The 19,836-nt window shown below is 35.7% G+C and carries 28 protein-coding genes; 25 read left to right on the top strand and 3 right to left on the bottom strand.

Annotated features, from left to right (window positions below; genetic code table 11):
• Positions 1–16: 16 nt before the first annotated feature.
• Positions 17–526, bottom strand: coding sequence for a DUF456 domain-containing protein (locus tag JMA43_RS02685; protein ID WP_342154680.1), 510 nt, complete (start codon positions 524–526; stop codon positions 17–19).
• 215 nt (positions 527–741) lie between these two features.
• On the opposite strand from JMA43_RS02685, the gene JMA43_RS02690 reads away from it, so the two are divergent.
• From JMA43_RS02690 to JMA43_RS02810, 25 genes are all read left to right on the top strand, one after another.
• Positions 742–1,104 (top strand): BlaI/MecI/CopY family transcriptional regulator, encoded by a 363-nt coding sequence (locus JMA43_RS02690; protein WP_342154682.1) that lies wholly within the window; start codon positions 742–744, stop codon positions 1,102–1,104.
• A gap of 2 nt (positions 1,105–1,106) precedes the next feature.
• On the top strand, positions 1,107–2,720 hold the full coding sequence (locus JMA43_RS02695; protein WP_342154684.1) for a M56 family metallopeptidase: 1,614 nt from the start codon (positions 1,107–1,109) through the stop codon (positions 2,718–2,720).
• Positions 2,721–2,726: 6 nt separating this feature from the next.
• Positions 2,727–3,872, top strand: coding sequence for a tetratricopeptide repeat protein (locus JMA43_RS02700; RefSeq protein WP_342154686.1), 1,146 nt, complete (start codon positions 2,727–2,729; stop codon positions 3,870–3,872).
• A 73-nt stretch (positions 3,873–3,945) separates the two neighbouring features.
• Entirely contained in the window at positions 3,946–4,422 is a 477-nt protein-coding gene (locus JMA43_RS02705) for a hypothetical protein (protein WP_342154688.1), read from the top strand.
• Positions 4,423–4,498: 76 nt separating this feature from the next.
• Positions 4,499–5,056, top strand: a complete 558-nt coding sequence (gene ruvC, locus JMA43_RS02710; protein ID WP_342154690.1) for a crossover junction endodeoxyribonuclease RuvC — start codon at positions 4,499–4,501, stop codon at positions 5,054–5,056.
• Positions 5,053–5,406 (top strand): hypothetical protein, encoded by a 354-nt coding sequence (locus tag JMA43_RS02715; protein WP_342154692.1) that lies wholly within the window; start codon positions 5,053–5,055, stop codon positions 5,404–5,406. The genes ruvC and JMA43_RS02715 overlap by 4 nt, the downstream gene beginning before the upstream one ends.
• Positions 5,407–5,739: 333 nt before the next feature.
• Positions 5,740–6,318: a uracil-DNA glycosylase family protein gene (locus tag JMA43_RS02720; protein ID WP_342154694.1), complete on the top strand. Its 579-nt coding sequence runs from the start codon at positions 5,740–5,742 to the stop codon at positions 6,316–6,318.
• A 148-nt stretch (positions 6,319–6,466) separates the two neighbouring features.
• On the top strand, positions 6,467–6,892 hold the full coding sequence (locus JMA43_RS02725; protein WP_342154696.1) for an OsmC family protein: 426 nt from the start codon (positions 6,467–6,469) through the stop codon (positions 6,890–6,892).
• A 49-nt stretch (positions 6,893–6,941) separates the two neighbouring features.
• A complete protein-coding gene (recJ, locus tag JMA43_RS02730) occupies positions 6,942–8,633 on the top strand; it encodes a single-stranded-DNA-specific exonuclease RecJ (protein ID WP_342154698.1) in 1,692 nt (563 codons plus the stop codon).
• A 211-nt stretch (positions 8,634–8,844) separates the two neighbouring features.
• The gene (msrB, locus tag JMA43_RS02735; RefSeq protein ID WP_342154700.1) at positions 8,845–9,303 is read left to right on the top strand and encodes a peptide-methionine (R)-S-oxide reductase MsrB; all 459 of its coding nucleotides are present in this window, start codon (positions 8,845–8,847) and stop codon (positions 9,301–9,303) included.
• Positions 9,293–9,844, top strand: a complete 552-nt coding sequence (gene msrA, locus JMA43_RS02740) for a peptide-methionine (S)-S-oxide reductase MsrA (protein WP_342154702.1) — start codon at positions 9,293–9,295, stop codon at positions 9,842–9,844. Before msrB ends, msrA begins: the two co-directional genes overlap by 11 nt.
• Before the next feature lie 88 nt (positions 9,845–9,932).
• On the top strand, positions 9,933–10,424 hold the full coding sequence (locus JMA43_RS02745; RefSeq protein ID WP_342154704.1) for a peroxiredoxin family protein: 492 nt from the start codon (positions 9,933–9,935) through the stop codon (positions 10,422–10,424).
• Positions 10,425–10,961: an N-acetyltransferase gene (locus JMA43_RS02750; protein ID WP_342154706.1), complete on the top strand. Its 537-nt coding sequence runs from the start codon at positions 10,425–10,427 to the stop codon at positions 10,959–10,961. It begins immediately after the preceding gene.
• Between the two features lies 1 nt (position 10,962).
• Positions 10,963–12,537 carry a protein adenylyltransferase SelO gene (locus tag JMA43_RS02755; protein ID WP_446719395.1) on the top strand — a complete coding sequence of 525 codons (1,575 nt, stop codon included), beginning with the start codon at positions 10,963–10,965 and terminating at the stop codon, positions 12,535–12,537.
• Positions 12,538–12,546: 9 nt separating this feature from the next.
• Positions 12,547–12,948 (top strand): DM13 domain-containing protein, encoded by a 402-nt coding sequence (locus JMA43_RS02760; RefSeq protein ID WP_342154709.1) that lies wholly within the window; start codon positions 12,547–12,549, stop codon positions 12,946–12,948.
• Positions 12,945–13,193: a peptide methionine sulfoxide reductase gene (locus JMA43_RS02765; protein ID WP_342154711.1), complete on the top strand. Its 249-nt coding sequence runs from the start codon at positions 12,945–12,947 to the stop codon at positions 13,191–13,193. Before JMA43_RS02760 ends, JMA43_RS02765 begins: the two co-directional genes overlap by 4 nt.
• 3 nt (positions 13,194–13,196) lie before the next feature.
• Entirely contained in the window at positions 13,197–13,661 is a 465-nt protein-coding gene (locus tag JMA43_RS02770) for a carboxymuconolactone decarboxylase family protein (RefSeq protein ID WP_342154713.1), read from the top strand.
• 2 nt (positions 13,662–13,663) lie between these two features.
• Positions 13,664–14,056, top strand: coding sequence for a hypothetical protein (locus JMA43_RS02775; protein WP_342154715.1), 393 nt, complete (start codon positions 13,664–13,666; stop codon positions 14,054–14,056).
• Complete coding sequence (locus JMA43_RS02780; RefSeq protein WP_342154717.1) at positions 14,053–14,508, top strand: peroxiredoxin family protein; 456 nt, start codon at positions 14,053–14,055, stop codon at positions 14,506–14,508. Before JMA43_RS02775 ends, JMA43_RS02780 begins: the two co-directional genes overlap by 4 nt.
• Position 14,509: 1 nt before the next feature.
• Positions 14,510–14,800 carry a DUF427 domain-containing protein gene (locus JMA43_RS02785; protein ID WP_342154719.1) on the top strand — a complete coding sequence of 97 codons (291 nt, stop codon included), beginning with the start codon at positions 14,510–14,512 and terminating at the stop codon, positions 14,798–14,800.
• Positions 14,801–15,298 (top strand): peptide-methionine (S)-S-oxide reductase, encoded by a 498-nt coding sequence (locus tag JMA43_RS02790; RefSeq protein ID WP_342154721.1) that lies wholly within the window; start codon positions 14,801–14,803, stop codon positions 15,296–15,298.
• A 15-nt stretch (positions 15,299–15,313) separates the two neighbouring features.
• Positions 15,314–16,531, top strand: coding sequence for a bifunctional alpha/beta hydrolase/OsmC family protein (locus JMA43_RS02795; RefSeq protein WP_342154723.1), 1,218 nt, complete (start codon positions 15,314–15,316; stop codon positions 16,529–16,531).
• Between the two features lie 16 nt (positions 16,532–16,547).
• Positions 16,548–16,823: a hypothetical protein gene (locus tag JMA43_RS02800; protein ID WP_342154725.1), complete on the top strand. Its 276-nt coding sequence runs from the start codon at positions 16,548–16,550 to the stop codon at positions 16,821–16,823.
• Positions 16,823–17,785, top strand: coding sequence for an aldo/keto reductase (locus tag JMA43_RS02805; protein ID WP_342154727.1), 963 nt, complete (start codon positions 16,823–16,825; stop codon positions 17,783–17,785). The genes JMA43_RS02800 and JMA43_RS02805 overlap by 1 nt, the downstream gene beginning before the upstream one ends.
• Positions 17,786–17,804: 19 nt before the next feature.
• Complete coding sequence (locus JMA43_RS02810; protein ID WP_342154729.1) at positions 17,805–18,503, top strand: hypothetical protein; 699 nt, start codon at positions 17,805–17,807, stop codon at positions 18,501–18,503.
• Here JMA43_RS02810 and JMA43_RS02815 read toward each other — a convergent pair whose 3' ends face one another.
• Together JMA43_RS02815 and JMA43_RS02820 are read right to left on the bottom strand one after the other, a co-directional pair.
• Entirely contained in the window at positions 18,504–19,256 is a 753-nt protein-coding gene (locus tag JMA43_RS02815; RefSeq protein WP_342154731.1) for a UDP-2,3-diacylglucosamine diphosphatase, read from the bottom strand.
• Positions 19,257–19,371: 115 nt separating this feature from the next.
• Complete coding sequence (locus JMA43_RS02820; protein ID WP_342154733.1) at positions 19,372–19,824, bottom strand: 6-pyruvoyl trahydropterin synthase family protein; 453 nt, start codon at positions 19,822–19,824, stop codon at positions 19,372–19,374.
• Positions 19,825–19,836 lie beyond the last annotated feature (12 nt).

A 19,836-nucleotide genomic window follows, 5' to 3' on the forward strand; every position in this document is an offset into this window, starting at 1 on the left:
CATTCTGATGTCGAACTTACGTTAAAAACAACACACTTCTAAACTCCCAAACCTTGGCAAGGTAAATTCCTAGAAAAATAATTGCTACTACAAATTTTAAAAATGTACCTGTTAAGAAGCCCAAAAACGAACCAAAAGCTGCTTTTAAGGCCGTTTTATTATCGGCTTTGTTAAACAATTCTCCCACAAAAGCACCTACAAAAGGCCAAATTACAATCCCCAGTAAACCAAGAATAGGAAAAACAATCGACACCACTAACCCAACAGTAGTACCTATCATACCGTATTTACTGCCCCCAAAACGTTTGGTCCCAGCAACGGGGATAATATAATCGGCTACAACTACGCCAATGGCAACCACCAGTGTAATTCCTAATAACCACCAATTATTCGGGATGGCTTTGGTGAGATAAAGCAGTAAAAGTCCTAACCAACTAATAGGCGCACCAGGTAAAACAGGTAAAAAACTTCCTAAAATTCCAACAAGCACACATACAAAACCGAGTATTACCAATACAATATCCATCTTCCTTTTTTAATTATCAGACTAAGATACGGACTATTTGTTACATATTTAAAGCAGTACTATTCCTATAATTATTTAGTTTTTTACTTCCGAAGAAATAACCTCTTAACAAACAACAAATTATATTTTTTAACTAAAAAATTAGTTTAAACTAAAATTTTAGTTATATTTACAATCAGTAATTCAACTAACAAATTAGTTCAATAAAAAATCAAATGAAACAACTTACAAAAGCAGAAGAAGAAATTATGCAAATTTTATGGCAGTTAGAACGTGCAAATGTGGCAACTGTAATTAAAGAATTGCCCGAACCGAAACCTGCTTACAATACGATATCGACCATTATTAGAATTTTAGAGAGTAAAGGTTTTGTAGACCACGAGCAAGAAGGAAAAGGCTACATATACTTCCCTATTCTTAAAAAATCGGAGTACAGTAATCAATCCATCAACAAATTGGTAGACGGTTATTTTCAGGGTTCCTTTAAAAGTATGGTATCGTTTTTTATGAAGAAAAACGACATCAGTTTACAAGAAATGGAAGCCATTTTAAAAGAAATAGAACACGAAAAAGAGTAATCATGTCGTACATTATCCAAACCATCGCTTTCCAATTACTGTTTTTAGTAATTTATGATTTCTTCTTAAAAAAAGAAACCTTTTTTAATTGGAATCGCGCTTATTTATTGGCTACACCACTACTTTCGTTAGTATTACCATTTATAAAATTAGAGCGCTTTAAAACAACCATCCCTCAAGATTACGTGTTTTTATTACCCGAAGTAACTGTAAGTGCAAATGCTACACAACAAGTTGTAACCGCATCGGAAACAATCATACCAAGTTTGAATGTTTGGCAATGGATTTTTACCCTTGGATGCATCTTAAGTTTTGCTTGGTTTGTGTATAAATTATCCATGTTATTTATACTGAAAAGTAAAGGAAAAATTAACCGATTTAAAGAATACACTCAAATTGAAGTACCAACAGAAAGTACAGCGTTTTCCTTCTTTAAAAATATCTTTATAGGCAGTAGTTTATTACAAAAAGAACATCGCCACATTATAGCGCACGAATTGGTACACATTAAAGAAAAACACTCATGGGATTTGATATTTTTCGAAATCCTACGCATTGTATTTTGGTTCAACCCGCTAGTGTATATCTATCAAAAAAGAGTAACAGAATTGCACGAGTTCATCGCCGATGCCAAGACTGTTAAAAACCATAAAAAAGAGCATTTTCAGTTAATGCTACAAGAAGCCTTTCAAACCGAAAACATCTCTTTTGTCAATCAATTTTTTAATCATTCATTACTCAAAAAACGAATCGTTATGTTACAAAAATCAAAATCAAAAAAAGTATGGCAACTTAAGTATTTACTACTCGTACCACTTGTTGTAGGAATGTTGTTTTACACTTCGTGTGAAAGCGAATCACATTCAGAAAATGATACAATTGAAGGTAAAGAACACACCATCCTTTTCGATAAATATTACGACCTCATCCAGGAAAGGTTAGATAAAGGTGAAAGTATCTATTCTATTTCTTCTGAAATAATAGATGAACAAAAAAATATTGACATCAAGAGTAAAGAAGAATATTATAAAAGCAGTGCCGTGATGTATCATGTTTTCCAATCTTTTAAAAAAGAAGATCAAGAAAATTTAAAGGAAACTGCTGAAAGAATTAAGAATAAAACGTATCAAGAATATTTAGACTTTGCTAACAGCCCAGAAGGAAAAGAACAAAGATATTTGAGTTCGTTACCAAAATATAGTTACGGAAAAGATGGGGAACGCTTGGATAAACAAGAGTTCATTCCTTTTACTGTAATAAACAAAAAACCAAGATTTACTGCCTGTGACAACGTGCCTGAAAAAGAACAATTTAACTGCTTTAAAGAAAAGTTAGATGCGCATGTTCGAGCTACATTTAAATACCCAGAAGAAGCACAAGACGCAGGTATCCAAGGAAGGGTTTACATTAATTTCAGAATTAACACAGACGGCTCGGTTACTATTTTAAACACTAGAGCTCCATCGCCTATTTTAGATGCTGAAGGAAGACGAATTATAGAATCTTTACCTACGCTTATTCCAGGTAAAGATGCATCGGGAACACCAAAACCAGTAACTTTTGCATATCCTATAGTGTTTAAATTAAACGCAGACGATACAAATAATTCGCAATAAAAAACAATGAAAATTTTTTTTACATCCATTTTGTTATTAGCAATGATGAAGGTTGGGGCGCAAGCTCCAACTTTTTCTGATGCTACTACTGCCTATGAAAATGGCAACTATGTGGATGCAATAAATTTGTATGCCCAAAACCCAACTCCAAAAGCAAATTTGCAAATAGCACGCGCCTATCAGGCTTTGGGAAATTACGACAAAGCAGAAAAACAGTATCTCGAAACGATTCAGCAAGACCCTACTTTATACGTTGCTCAAAACGAATTAGGGAAATTGTATTTTAAAATTTCTGAATTCGAAAAGTCTAAAAAAGTTTATTACAAACTCATTACAAATTTCGACAACAAACCAAATCCGTTTTACTACTACCAACTCGGACTGTTAGAAAACATTGCCAAGAAACCTTACCAAGCTATTGGTTTGTTTAAAATGAGTTATAAAATTGACAGTACCAATATTAAAAACATCTACCAAATAGGGAAGCATCATTTACAACAAAAGCAATACGATTCGGTTCATAAATATGCTGAAATTGGCTTAAAAATGGCTCCAAATTCAATCGATTTAAACAATTTAAAGGCTTTGGCATATTTTAATTATGGCGAAAAAAAAGAAGCCATCCCGTACTTTGAAAAGTTAATCGAATTACATCAAGAAAAAACCTATATCTACAAAAGTTTAGCACAGTGTTATGAATTCATGTACGAAAACGAAAAAGCTTTTGAGTGCTATAAACGAATCGTAGAAATTGACAATGGCGACCCAGAAGGATACAGAGGTTTAGGAAAAATATACTTCAAAGAAAAGCAATATGACAGCGCAAAAATTAACTACAACATTGCAATTGAAATTCAAAAAATAGATTTAACTCCAGAGTACCATGCGTTGGCAAATATTGCGTTGGAAGAAAAAGATGTAAAAACTGCTATTGGTTATTTTAAAAAGGCGTACGAGCAAAATCCAGAAAACTACTTTGCGCTTTATAAAATCTGTTTTTACAGCGACGAATATTACAAAGACCCAAAATACAAACTTAATTTATACGAAGATTTTGTAACTAAATTCCCTGATAAATCTGTCTTTACAGAACATGCCAAAAAACGAATTTCAGCTTTAAAACAAGAAATTCATTTGCTGGCAAGCGAATAAAAATTTTTCACTTCGATGTATTTATTACATATTACCCTAAAAAAATTGTAATTTTCGGCTTTAAAGTATTTTCATGCAAAAGTTTGGGGTTATTATTTTTTGCTTGTTTTTAGTTTCTTGTGAGCTTTTTACTTCGGATGAAAAAGCGAAACAAGAAATTCTAGAAAAAGAACGACAAAGTATCAATTGGAACGATGTCGATCAATACCCTTTATTTGAAAATTGCGATGAAACCGCTTCTAGAGATCTACAACGCAGTTGTTTTCAGGAAACATTCACACAACATTTTTTAGCAACACTAAGTAAAAATCAGTTAGTGACGCATAAAAATTTAAACGATACTATTAATGTGCAACTGCTCATTGGTAAAGAAGGAAATGTGACCATTCTTCAGATTAAAAAAAATAAAAACATTGCCAACGAAATCCCCGAAATCGACACCCTCATTGCAAATAGTGTTGAAACCCTACCCCGTGTATACCCTGCTTTAAAACGTGATATTCCGGTAAATATAAAAATACAACTCCCCATTATTTTAAAGGTAGAATAACATACAATGTAGGTGTTTAGCAAATAGAATTCGTTAGCTTTGTAAGACTGAATACCACACTTCAATAAAATAAAAATTGTCTAAAAAAGAACGCATCATATTAGGAATAGATCCCGGAACTACCATTATGGGTTTTGGATTGATAAAATGTGTAGGTCAACAAATGGAACTTATTCAATTGGATGAATTGATTCTGAAAAAATACACCGATCATTACCTAAAATTACAGAAAATTTTTGAGCATACTATTGGGATTATCGATGCCTATCATCCAGATGAAATAGCCATTGAAGCGCCTTTCTTTGGAAAAAATGTACAGTCCATGTTGAAACTCGGAAGAGCGCAAGGAGTGGCAATGGCCGCAGGTTTATCAAGAGAAATATCAATTACCGAATATTCTCCCAAAAAAATAAAAATGGCCATTACAGGAAGCGGAAATGCAAGTAAAGAACAAGTGGCAAAAATGTTACAAAGCCTCTTAAAACTTAAAACATTACCCGATAATTTAGATGCTACCGATGGTTTGGCGGCCGCAGTTTGCCATTTTTACAACAGCGGAAAAGTGGTTAGTGGAAAAAGTTATTCTGGATGGGCAGCATTTGTAAAACAAAATGAAGCACGTATAAAAAAATGACCTTCAATTTTACCAACAGTCAAGAGCTTTTGCAAGTAGCTTCCGAAGAAAAGTTATACAAAAAGCTTATTCTTCAGCTAAATAAAGATTTAAAATTGGCCAATTTAGAACACGAATTTAATGTTTCTATTACTCCTGAAAAGCTAAAAAGAGATCTTCACGAAGCTATTTTTTTACTGATAAATGAACGTTTTGCCGATTATTTAAACTTTCTGTACATCATTGATGTTTCAGAAGAACAAATAAAGTCGCTCGACGGAAGCGATGTAGTAAAACTATCTGAGGCTGTTACCTTTTTGGTACTTAAACGCGAGTGGAAAAAGGTTTGGTTTAAGAATAAGTATAGTTGATGTAATTGATGTCAATGAGTTAAATATGAAGTGTTTAATTGTTGAAGGTAGTTTATGAGATAAAAAGAAAATGAGTGAATGTTGTTAAAGACATTGCCTATCACCTATCTTTTCTTTACGACTATATAAATTACTGTGAAACCTCGACTCCGCTCGGTTTGACAGAATTCTAAATAAAAGTCAAGTCACAAATCCGTGGTTTTAAAAACCTTAGCTGTTTTTCTTTAGTATTTTTCAACATTACCGTCAAAACTCGAATTTGTTTCTTTGTTAAGTAACCAAAAAACTTCCTTATCTTTATGTAGTAAATTTACGCAAACAATCTTCCTGTCAATGCAAAAATTATTACACGAAATAAGTCAATGTCAAGTGTGTGCAGAGTTCCTTCCGTTAGGACCAAGACCTGTTTTACGAGCCTCTAAACACTCTAAAATATTAATTATCGGACAGGCGCCAGGATTAAAAGTGCATACAACTGGTGTTGATTGGGACGATCAAAGTGGTAAAAAGTTAAGAACTTGGTTGGGCGTTACAGATGAGGTGTTTTATAATTCCGATAATTTTGGTGTTATCCCGATGGGGTTTTGTTATCCAGGAAAAGCAAAAACGGGCGATTTACCACCACGATCCGAATGCAAACCGCAATGGCATCAGCAATTATTGTCAAAAATGCCCAATGTGCAACTTACTATTTTAATTGGGCAGTATGCGCAAAAGAGTTATTTAGAAAATTCTGCTAAGAAAAATTTAACCGAAACGGTAAAAAACTACTATGAATACTTGCCAAAATACCTTCCTATTCCGCATCCTTCACCAACCAACAGGTTTTGGATGGCTAAAAACAAATGGTTTGAAATGGATGTAATTCCAGTGTTGCAACAGCAGGTGAAAGAAATATTAGAATTGTCATAACACATAATTAAATCGAAAGAGGAACTAGAAAACAGCTTTGCTAAAATCGATTTTTTATAAAACAGAATGCTTATTTTTGAAAACTACGAATTGCGGTATATTTTACCCCTGTTCGTTTGACTTCATTTTAAACTAAAACTCAAAAAATATGGGAGCTACAAATACAGTTATTACCACTTGGAAAAAAAATATGCAATTTCATTCTACCAATCCTGCAGGCGAATTGTTAATCGATGCAAGTCCAGAAGATGGTGGCGATGGCGACGGACTTCGTCCTAAGGCGTTAATGCTTTCGGCTTTGGCTGGATGTTCTGGTTTAGACGTTGCTTCGTTAATTAAAAAAATGAAATTAGAGGTTGACGATTTTAAAATTGATATCACTGCCGAGCTTACCGATGAGCATCCAAAATATTACCATTCAGTAAAAGTGTCATATCATTTTTATGGTGCGCAGTTGGATGAAAAAAAATTAGATCGTGCCGTAGATCTTTCCGTAGAAAAATATTGCGGAGTAATGGAAATGTTCCGTCGATTTGCAGAGGTTGAAATCGAAACAATTTACCATTCGGCGTAAATTCAGCAATAAAAATTATTTAGAAGAATACAAATATAGAATTTCGTTCATGACACGTTGGACTGTAAAAGCTTTGCCCAAAAAAGAAGATATCGATGCGCTTGCTAATTCTTTAGGAGTGCATCCAACCATTGCTGTATTGCTTTTGCAACGGGGAATTACCAATTTTGAAGAAGCTAAAAAGTTTTTCCGACCATCGCTAGACGATTTGCACGATCCTTTTTTGATGAAAGACATGGCAAAAGCGGTAGCGCGTATCGAAACTGCTTTTGCTAATAATGAAAATATATTGGTATATGGCGATTATGACGTTGATGGAACAACTGCGGTATCTTTAATGTCATCTTATTTGTTGGAGCAATATCCAAGTATTGCTACATATATTCCAGACCGCTATGAGGAAGGTTACGGTGTTTCGTATCAAGGAATTGATTTTGCTGATGACAACGGATTTTCACTCATTATTGCGCTCGATTGCGGAATCAAAGCAGTTGATAAAATTGCGTATGCTAAGGAAAAAGGAATCGATTTTATCATTTGCGATCATCACCGCCCTGGAGAAACAATTCCAGATGCAGTGGCTATTTTAGATCCAAAACAAACCGATTGTAACTATCCTTACGATGAGCTTTGTGGTTGTGGCGTTGGCTTTAAACTCATACAAGCGCTAGGAACGAAGCAAGGAAAAACAATTTCCGATTTTCTGCCGTATCTCGATTTGGTGGCAACAGCCATCGGGGCAGATATCGTCCCAATTACTGGAGAGAATAGAGTGTTGGCATACTATGGACTCAAGGTGATTAACGAGCATCCAAGAGCGGGAATGAAAGCCATTATTAAAAAACACATCAAAAAGAAACTCACCATTACCGATGTTGTTTTTGTGATTGCTCCGCGAATTAATGCTGCTGGAAGGATGAAACACGGACTCCATGCCGTGCAATTGCTTACCGAGAAAGATTTTAAAACAGCACAGGATTATGCTTCGGAAATAGATGATTTTAATACTGATAGAAAAGCTTTAGATCAAGAAATTACCGAAGAAGCTCTTCAGCAGATAAAAGATAATAACGAAGAAGAAAAATACACTTCGGTAGTTTACAACGAAAACTGGCACAAAGGCGTTATCGGTATTGTTGCTTCTCGATTGATTGAAAACTATTACAGGCCTACTTTGGTGTTTACCAAAAGTGGCGAAAAATTGGCGGCTTCAGCACGCTCGGTTAAAGGTTTTGATGTGTACAATGCTATTGAAGCTTGCGAAGATTGTTTGGAGCAATTTGGCGGTCATAAATATGCAGCAGGACTTACGTTAAAACCTTCGCAGTACGAAGCGTTTAAAAAGAAATTTGAAAATACCGTAGCAACAACCATCGATAAAAAATTGTTGACTCCAGAAATAGTTGTCGATGCAGAAATCGATTTAAAAGATATTACTCCGAAATTCTACAGAATATTAAAGCAATTTGCACCTTTTGGCCCGAGTAACATGTCGCCTGTATTTTTAACGCAAAATTTAAAAGATACTGGTAGAAGCCGATGTGTTGGGCAAGAAGATGCGCACTTAAAAATAAGTGTAACGCAAAGCGGAAATGAAACTATAGATGGAATTGGATTTAATCTAGGAGATAGGCTTTCTACGATAAAGCAACAGCAGTTCTCGGCAGTTTATTCAATCGATGAAAATGAGTGGAATGGTTCGGTTAATCTTCAGCTAAAACTTAAAGATATTAAGCAGTAGTTCAACAAAAACACTTTGTCGAAAATAATCTGTTTTTCTTTTTGCTTTCAGTAAAAGTTTTTATATTTCATTTGTACTTCCCTCCCGAAATAGATTTTTTTTATCAATGTAAGGAATTGATATTAATTACGACTATTGTAATGTATCACACAATTTCTGGATACGAAAATCTAAAAATTCATTATAAACTAAAACAGAAAGGACATTCATTATGTTAACTTGGAAAGATGTTATCAATTTTTCTGTAAAAGGAAACCCAACTCCCGACCGACGTGTTGAAAAAACAGAAGCAGAATGGAAAGAACTGCTTACCCCAGAACAATATAGAATTACACGTTTAAAAGGAACCGAAATGGCGCATTCGGGGGCATTGTGCTCTATTTACGATGCCGGAAAATACGGTTGTGTTTGTTGCGATACGCCTCTGTTCGATTCTACTATTAAATACGACTCGAGTTCGGGGTGGCCAAGCTTTACGCAACCCATCAAAGAAAATGCAATTAAGTATGAAAAAGATACTGCTTTTGGGATGGTGCGTGTAGAGGTAATGTGTAACACTTGCGATGCGCATTTGGGACATGTTTTTCCAGATGGACCAGCACCAAGCGGGTTACGATATTGTATAAATTCTGAATCAATTAAATTAGAAAGGGTAGAAAATGACAACTAATAATTTTGAATTAGCAACTTTAGGTGGCGGATGCTTTTGGTGTATCGAAGCCATTTTTCAAGAAGTTGCAGGAGTTGAAAAAGTGGTATCGGGTTATACTGGCGGAAATGCTCCTGGAAAACCAACATATAGAGAAGTGTGTTCGGGACTTACGGGACATGCTGAAGTAGTACAGGTTACCTTCGATCCTTCGGTTATTTCGTATGAAGATTTACTTGTTATTTTCATGACGAGTCACGATCCTACAACATTAAACCGTCAAGGTGCCGATGTAGGTTCGCAATACCGCTCGGTAATTTATTACCATTCAGAAGAACAAAAGAAAATAGCGGAAGAAGTAACCAAACAAATCGATCCGTATTACGAAAATCCAGTGGTAACAGAAATTAGTCCGATCGAAACTTTTTACGAAGCGGAAGATTACCATCAAGATTATTACAACAACAATCAAGCACAAGGGTATTGCAGTGCTGTAATTACCCCAAAATTGGCGAAACTTAGAAAAATGCACGCTGATAAATTGAAAAAAACAGTTTCATAACTGTGTACCAGATTATTTACTTAGTTAACACAATGAGCATCTAAGAACATAATCTTAGATGCTTTTTTTTAAGCAGAAAGGAAATTTGATGAATACGCAACATACAGAAAAACAAGTTTTTAAAGCTCCAGAATTTGAAGTTGAAAAATGGGTAGATGCCAACGGAAAAGAAACATCGCCTATAAAATTATCAGATTATAATGGTAAATTTAAAGTAGTTTACTGTTTTCAGAGTTGGTGTCCAGGCTGTCATAGTCAAGGGTTGCCTGCTTTACAAAAAATGGTAGACGCATTAAAAGACAAAAACGATGTAGCTTTTTTAGCCGTGCAAACTGTTTTTGAAGGGCACGATGCCAACACCTATGAAAAAATGTTAGAAACACAGTCTAAATACAATTTAAAGATTCCGTTTGGGCACGACCCTGGAGATGCTTCTACAGGCAATCGTTCTAAAATTTTAACCAATTACCAAACAGGCGGAACACCGTGGTTTATTTTTATTGACAAACACGACAATGTAGTTTTTGCAGATTTTCATTTAAATGTTGACAATGCTATTGCGTTTTTAAAAACTGTGTAAATGCAAGATAAAAATCCGATAATTAAATTATACGGAGCAAAAGGTTGCCACAAAACGCGCTTCTACAAAGAATTTTTAGAAGCGCGAGGGCTTCCTTTTTCTTTTTTAGATGTAATTGAAAATGAAAATTATGCAGAAGAACTTCGGAGTTTATACGAATCTGGGAAATTAAATTTTCCAACGATTACCATCGGAACAAAAAAGCTCCGAAACCCCAGAACCGATGAGCTTAATAAATGGATTAACAAACTAATACCTTCTATTTTGGAAATACAACACGACAAAGAAAATCATCAGTTTGTACTCGATATAAACGGTGAAAAAGCAAAAGTTGAATATCAGCTTAAAAATGATAAAATGTATTTAGTACATTCCGAAGTGCCTGTACAATTAAGAGGTAGAGGAATTGGTAAAGTTTTGGTTGAAAAAACTTTTGAAAAACTTACTGAAGAAGGTTACAAAGCTGTTGCTGTTTGCTCGTACGTGCGAGCTGTAGCTAGCCGAAGTGATAAATGGAAATCAATAATAGAACATTAATATTTTGAAGAATTTAAACCTAAATATAGACAATACTTTTTCTGAAGAACTCCCAGCAGATGCTGTTTTAGGGAAGGCACGCCGACAAGTAAAGGAAGCTTGTTTTTCGTTTGTTTCGCCTAAAAAAACATCGGCACCAAAACTTATACATGTTTCTGATGAAATGTTGGAAACTCTTGGAATTCCTGAAGAAGTAAAGTCAACAGAGACTTTTTTAAACGTTTTTACAGGAAACGAAGTGTTGCCAAATACCAAGCCTTACGCTATGTGTTATGGCGGACATCAGTTTGGGAATTGGGCTGGACAATTGGGCGACGGTCGTGCTATTAATTTAGCTGAAGTAGTGCATAACAATCAGCGTTGGGCAATTCAGCTTAAAGGCGCAGGAGAAACTCCTTATTCTCGCTCTGCCGATGGTTTGGCGGTGCTGAGATCGTCTATTCGGGAGTATTTATGTAGCGAAGCAATGCACCATTTGGGAGTGCCAACAACTAGAGCGTTGTCGCTTGCACTTTCAGGAGATCAAGTGCTTCGAGATATGTTGTATAACGGAAATGCCGATTTTGAGCAAGGCGCAATTGTTTGTCGCGTTGCACCGAGTTTTATCCGTTTTGGAAACTTCGAAATTTTTGCTGCTCGAGGCGACCACAAAACACTAAAAGAGCTAACCGATTATACCATCAAGCACTTTTATCCGCATTTGGGAACGCCTTCAAAAGAAACCTATATCCAGTTTTTTAAAGAAGTTGCTCAGCGAACTTTAACTACCGTTGTGCATTGGCAACGCGTGGGATTTGTGCACGGGGTTTTAAACACCGACAACATGTCCATTTTGGGGTTAACAATTGATTATGGCCCATACGGTTGGCTGGAAGGTTTCGATTTTGGTTGGACACCAAATACCACCGATGCTGTTCATAAAAGATATCGCTTCGGAAATCAACCGAATATTGGTTTGTGGAATTTATATCAGTTGGCAAATGCCTTGTATCCGCTTGTTGATGAAGCTGAACCTTTGGAAGCTATTTTAAATGACTATAAAACTTCATTTGAAAAAGAATCTTTAAAAATGATGCGTCAAAAGTTAGGATTACAATCTGAAACTGAAGAAGATGAAAAATTAATTCAGCAATTAGAAGAAAATTTAGAACTATCTGAAACTGATATGACGATTTTTTTCCGTAAATTAAGTAAATTTCCGAAGGCAACTTCCGAAGCAGGAATAGATTTTGTAAAAGATGCTTTTTATGCTGAAGAAGAAATTCAAGGAGCAATACTTGAAAAATGGAACACTTGGTTTGATGCGTATAAATTGAGATTGCAAAGAGAAACGGCAACAGATGAAGAAAGAGCGCAACAGATGAATAAGGTAAACCCAAAGTATGTCTTGAGAAATTATATGGCACAATTGGCTATTGATGAAGCGGAAAAAGGCAATTATTCGCTTGTAGATGAGTTATATAAGTTGTTAAAACAACCATACGATGAGCAACCAGCAAATGAAAAATGGTTTGCAAAACGCCCCGAATGGGCACGCCATAAAGTAGGCTGTTCGATGCTGTCGTGTAGTTCTTAATCAAAAATTATGAAAACAACCGTAGTAACACTAGTACTTTTAGTTATGACATATTTTAATACCAATGCGCAAAAGGGCAATGAGTGGGTAGACAAGGTGTATAGCATTAAAGGAGATTGGGCAATACAGTTGGAAAACGACGAGATGTATTTTGTACTCGGGAGTAACTTTTACACACTTGCTGGTCCCGATTTAAAACTGTACCTCTCTCCAAAAGCTATAGATGAAATCGCCAATAGAGATGCTGTTGATGAAGAAGGAGGCGTATTTATAGCCGAATTGAAATCGAATAAAGGGGCGCAGAAATACAAACTCCCAAAGGATATAGAACTTTCCGATTATCAATCGTTAGTAATTCATTGTAGAAAGTTTTCAGTGGTTTGGGGCGGAATAGCATTGTCAAACGAATGATTTTAGAACGCATACAAAATTTACCCGTTGGATATTCCGAAGTGATGTATCAGCAAAAAAAATACGGCGTTACCAGAACAGATTTTAACAATGGAAAAAGTATTAAAGTTTATGCTGAAGAGTTGGGCGGAAATGACTTTATCAGTCTGAATTTTTATAGCACTCAAACTGCAGAAAGTTTGAAGCCCTGTGAAATGCCAGAAGCCAAAGTGATACATTTTTTAATGAACTATAAAAAAATATAAATTATGGATGATATTATTTTTGAAAACAAACGGTTCGACCCATCGATCACCCCATTTTTAGAACTGGCAAAACAAATGGCAACGGCTTTTGGATATACTGCAAATCTTAAAGTTGACAAACATTTGGCGCAATTACTTAGGTTGCGTGTGGCGCAAAAAAATGAATGCGCCTATTGCGTAATTCTTCATGCTAAAACTTCTAGAGAGGTTGGAATTTCTGAAGCTAAAACCGATAATATTTCTTCTTGGTGGAATAGCGATTTATTTACTGAAAAAGAAAAAGTAGCACTCGCATACACCGATATTTTAACCGAAGGAACTCACAAGAATTTTCAGCAATATCACGATGCATTAACACCCTATTTTTCAACTGAAGAAATAGCGGAAATTGCAGCTATTGTTATTAATATGAATGTGTGGACACGGTTGAAATTAGCACAAGGAGAAACCCCTGTTTTTAAATCATAAAAATGAATTGGTATATCCCGATAACGATACTTCCAGGTTTGGGCATGTTAATTTTGTCTACGGCCACGCAAATGATGGGATTAAGTAGTGAAATAGGTGCTTTAGTTTCAAAGAAATGTTCGCCATTTCAACACACCATAGCCCAAAAAAAGATTAAACAACTCGGACTTTTAACAAGGGCAAGTACCCTTTTGTATACCGCTACAGGTTGTTATGTGCTTTCTGGAATTATCGGTGCAATTTACGAGAACGATTCGGTGTGGAGTGTACCAAGTATAACGCTGTATGTGGGTACAATTTTAATGTTTATTGGGATTACATTTTTAATTATTTACGCATTTCGAACTGTTATTATTCGAAAACTACAGTTCGATAATAATCATTTAATGGAATGAATATAGGAGAAAAATTACAAGATTGGACGTTGCTTCCAATCTCGGAAAATCAAGAAGTACCAAACGTAAATGATTTTCAGGAGAAACCACTTTTGATTTTATTTTTCTATATGGGTTGCCCAGGATGCAAAGGCAGAGCAATTCCGTTTGCAAACAGAATTGTTTATGAAGATGTTGGAGTTGCTGTTGTTGGAATTCATACACGGTTTGAAGGACGCGTATACTCCGACGACGAATTGGAAAAAGCAAAAGAAGAATTCCATATTCGGTTTCCAGTATATCGAGACCAACCCGAGGCAACAACTTTTAAAGCGTATCAAGCGGGAGGAACACCACATTGGATTTTAATTGATGTAAATGGTGTTGTTTTACAATCTATTTTTGGCTCCGATCCCAACAACGCTTTATTACGATTAGACCTTAAAATAAAAGAGTTAACTAAAACGATTTAAGATGAAATACAAAGCTATTTGGAATAATCAAGTAATCGCAGAAAGTAGCGAAACAAAAGAGGTTGAAGGGAATAAATATTTTCCGCCAGAAAGTATAAAGAAACAGTTTTTTAAAACTACCGGAACACATACAACTTGCCCGTGGAAAGGAAAAGCATCTTATTTTTCGATTGAAGTAGATGGAAAAGTAAATGAAGATGCAGCTTGGTTTTATCCAGCACCATCGGAATTGGCAAGAGAGATAAAAGATTATGTTGCCTTTTGGAAAGGTGTTGAAGTTGTAGAAGCGTAAATGATGATGAAAGTTGCATTGAGTGGAAGCTGTTATTGGTGTATGGAAGCCATTTATCAATCGTTAATTGGAGTAGATTTGGTGGAGCAAGGTTTTGTATCCTCGGATGATGATGAGTTTTCTGAAGCAATTATTGTGCATTTTCAGCCAGAAGTAATTGACTTAAAAACACTCATTGAAATACATCTTCATACGCATAAATGCACCGTTAACCATAGCTGGAGAGACAAATATAAGTCGGCAGTTTATGTGTTTTCAGAAGCACAAAAAATTGTTGCAGAAAAAATTTTGGAAGCCTTGCAAGGTGATTTTTCAGAAACAATAATCACCAAAGTTTTGATGTATAAGCAGTTTAAACCTTCCGAAGAAATGTTTCACAACTACTATTACAACAACCCCGAAAAGCCTTTTTGTGAGCGTTATATCCATCCGAAGTTAAAAAAGATTTTAACCGATTTTTCTGAATATGCCGACAGCGAAAAATTAAAAAATGTATAACCAATACCAACCAAAATGAAAAGCACCAAACTACAAATCGTCAATAAAAAAGGACATACACTCCAGGCTTATTTGGAGCTTCCAGCAAATCAAAAACCGAGTTATTACGCCATTTTTGCACACTGTTTTACCTGCAACAGCACTTTTGATGCTGTAAAAAATATAAGTAGGTCGCTAACCAATTTTGGATTTGGTGTAGTGCGTTTTGATTTCACTGGTTTAGGCAGAAGTGAAGGGAGTTTTGCCGAAAGTCATTTTTCTGCCAATGTAGACGATTTATTGGCGGTTAATAATTTTTTAGATGAAAACTACGAAGCGCCTTCGCTGTTAATAGGTCATTCGCTGGGCGGTGCGGCTGTTTTGGCAGCTGCTTCAAAGTTGGATAATATCAAAGCCATAGCTACCATTGGCGCGCCAGCAACAGTATCGCACGTTAAACATTTGTTTTCTCACCAAATTTCAGATATCGAAAACAAAGGGAATATAGAAGTTAACATTGGTGGTCGTCCTTTTAATATTGACAATGAATTTGTGCAAGATTTTGATAAAACCAATCTTCCTGAAATTGTAAAATCGTTGAGACGCCCGTTGTTGATTATGCACGCTCCTTTTGATAAAATTGTTGGTATTGAAAATGCCCAAGACCTTTACCACAAAGCCATGCACCCAAAAAGTTTTGTGAGTTTAGACGATGCCGATCATTTACTTTCAAACGCAAAAGACAGTGTGTATGCAGGGAATATGATTGGAACTTGGGTTGCTCGTTACTTTGAGTTTAAACCACACGAGATGTTAAAAACTGAAGGCGAGCAGTTGGTTGCTCACCTCAACCTTACCGAAGATAATTTTACAACCAATATCCAAACTAAAAAGCACAGTTTAATTGCCGACGAACCCGAAAGTTTTGGAGGAGACGATTTTGGTCCGAGTCCGTACGACTATCTAAGTGCTGGCCTCGCTGCTTGTACTACCATGACCTTGAAACTTTATGCTGAACGTAAAAATTGGGACTTACAAGAAGTGTTTGTTTATGTAACGCACTCTAAAAAACATACCGACGATTTGATGTTGGATGTGGAAAAACCTGGACGAATAGACCATATTTCAAAGAAGTTAAAGTTTGTTGGAAATTTAGATGAAAGTCAAAAAAGCAAATTAAAAGAAATAGCCTCAAAATGTCCCGTGCATCGAACCCTACAAAGCGATGTTATTATTGAAACTGAAGAAGTATAATTTAATTGAAATAGATATGAAAGTTAACATTGTAGAAAGCGTAAAAGCCTATTTTAAGAAGAAAGAAAACAACGAAACCGTAGGAAAAGCACCAGAAGGAGTTTGCCCAAATTGTTGGGGAAGCCAGGAATGGGACGGACATTTTTACGAGCTCATGCGTGCCAAAAATATTAGTCCGTTAGACGATACATACAATAGCTTTATAAAAGAAATTGTTACCAAACACATTAACGGAATTATCATCGACGAGAACACGTACACCTGTACTACTTGCCAAATTAAATACGATTAATGAGTGCGAAAAACACCATTATAGGCTTAGGAATGGCCGCTTTGGGGCGTCCAGAATATATTAATGTAAACAGTGCTGCTACTGAAAATAAATCGGAAGAAACCTTTAAACAAAACGCATTTAAAGTTTTAGACGAAGCGTATCGGCGGGGGATTTTATATTTTGATACAGCACCCTCATACGGAAAAGGAGAAGCATTTTTAACCGAATGGAACAATTCTAGAAACAATAAAGATGTTTTCTTCGGAACAAAATGGGGCTACACTTATGTTGCAAATTGGATACTTGGATACGAAGGAAAACATGAGATAAAAGAACATTCGCTGGCAAAACTCGAAGAACAGTGGGAAATATCAAAAGTGCTATTGCCCAAGCTTACGTATTACCAAATACATTCGGCTACGCTAGAAAGTGGTGTGTTATCTAATATTGAAGTGTTGGAAAAGCTCGCCGAGATTAAGCAAAATTACGGCGTAAAAATTGGGTTAACAACGAGTGGAACTCAACAACAAACCGTAATTGAAGAGGCTCTAAAAATTAAGATAAATAACACCGAATTGTTTGATAGTTTTCAGGTAACGTATAATATTTTAGAGCAAAGTACTCACGCTGTTTTAGAAGACGTAAAAACTGCCAATAAAACCATCATCGTAAAAGAAGCCTTGGCAAATGGACGTGTTTTCAGAAATAAAAACTATCCTGAATATCAGCCTCTTTACACAACTTTAGAGCAATTGGCAACTAAATATAACGTTGGGATTGATGCTGTTGCACTACGGTTTTGTATGGACAACTTACAGCCAAATATTGTACTTAGCGGTGCGTCGACAATCTTTCATTTAGAAGAAAATTTAAAAGCCAATACTTTTTCTCTTTCAGAAGAAGAATTGCAATCATTAAAAACGTATCAAATTAAAAGTGCTAAATATTGGGACGAACGATCTCAACTTGCATGGCATTAAACACTAAAACAAAACAACCATGAAATCTTTAAATGAATTAGAAGGAAAAAGCAATTTGAATGAGTTTGATAAAAGTATTTTGTCATACATGGAGAATTTACATCCGTATGTAAAACATCGTTTGCATGTTGCTGAAAACAAAGGAATTTTACCTAAAAACTTATACAATTCTACAGGAATTATAGACGATGCTATTTTAAAAATTTACGAAGAAAACCTTCAGAAAACCGATACGGATATTAAAATTTTACTCTTCAAGACTGTGGATGAAATTTTAAAAAGCACCCTAGCCAAAGAGCTTGAAAATTCGAGTACCGAAAACTCAGACGATTTTTTAAAAGGCGAATTACAATCGTTGGAAATCGAATTTTTTGTAGATGCCGATAAGGAAACGATTCTTTACAAAGATTTGGATGATATTTCATACAACAAAAATCAGCAAAGTAATTTCGATGAGGTTTTTACTGACGAGAGCGCCAATACTGCGGTGATTAATCATTTTAATTTACACAACGAAATATATCATTCCGACAGCGAAACTGTAGGAAGATTTTACAACTTATTACCCGAGTGTGTTTCTAGCATTGTAGATTTAAGTGTATTTGGAAAGCTCAGCGCAAAAGAAATAGCAAAAGTTTATGCAATCGATGAAGCGAAAGTAGCGAATGTTATAGCCAATGCAAAAGAGAGTTTTAAAACGCATCAGCATAATGGCTAACTAATACTTTTTTAAGTGCATTTTATCGCCATCAAATTCGGCATAGGTATAATAATGTATCCAATCACCAAGGTTGATGTAAGTACTGTTGTCTTGCAATTTAATTTCTAACGGAAGATGTCTGTGGCCAAACACAAAATAATCTCGGTGTTTGTCTTGTAGTTTTCGGTGGCAATATTGCACAAGCCATTCATTATCTTCGCCAAGGAATTTTATATCCTCATCTCCAGAAATCAATTTGTTTTTTACAGAGAGGTATTGTGCCAATTTTACACCAAAGTCTGGATGTAACCATTTGAAAAACCATTTGGCTACGGGGTTGGTAAACACTTTTTTCATGCGCTTATAGCCTTTGTCTCCAGGACCTAAGCCGTCGCCATGACCAATAAAAAATGATTTGTTGTTAAAAGTAAATTCTTTAGGTGAATGGTATACAGGGATATTGAGTTCTTCTTCAAAATAGCCATTCATCCATAAGTCGTGGTTTCCAACAAAATAGTAGATAGGAATTCCCGAATCGGTTATCTCGGCAAGTTTTCCTAAAGTACGGGTAAAACCTTTTGGAATTACTGTTTTGTATTCAAACCAAAAATCGAATAAATCTCCTAAAAGAAAAATGGCGGCAGCGTCTTTTTTAACAATATCGAGCCATGCCACAAATTTTTTTTCGCGTTCGGCACTTTCGGCTCTTGTGGGAGCTCCCAAATGATTATCGGATGCGAAATATATTTTTTTTCCTTCAGGAATAATCATGTAGTTGTTGTTTTGATGGTAAAGATAATTTTTTTTGCGTTAGGGATTGGAGCAAGCTACCGTGTAGCGCGTACCTGCCTGCCGGGAGGCAAGAAGCCCGCCCGAAGGGAACGCTCTAATTATTATCGGAGGCATACCACTCGGCAAAAGAAGTTTCGGTTTCTTGTAGTTTTAAAGAATGTAATTGAATGTGATTTGGAAGTCGGTTTTTTATTTTTTCGGCAAAATCGATGACCATGTTTTCGCTAGTTGGTTGATAGTTAACCAAAATAACATTGTGCCCTCTTTGCTCGAGTTCGTGTGCGAGCTCTACGTGCGGTGTGTTTTTATTAAAAACCGTTGCGTGGTCAAACACATCGACGATGTCTTCCTTTACGATTTTTTTTAAATCGCCAAAATCGATTACCATACCAAGTTTTACGTGCGAAGTATCGGTAATTGGCTTCCCGATAACAGTAACCGATAGTTTGTAACTATGGCCGTGAACGTTTTTGCATTTCCCGTCGTAACCGTATAGGGCATGACCTGTTTCGAAATTAAATTGTTTGGTAATACGAATATTGCTCATCACTTATTTTTT

This window comes from Joostella sp. CR20, from assembly GCF_038433465.1.
Classification (GTDB): Bacteria; Bacteroidota; Bacteroidia; order Flavobacteriales; family Flavobacteriaceae; genus Galbibacter.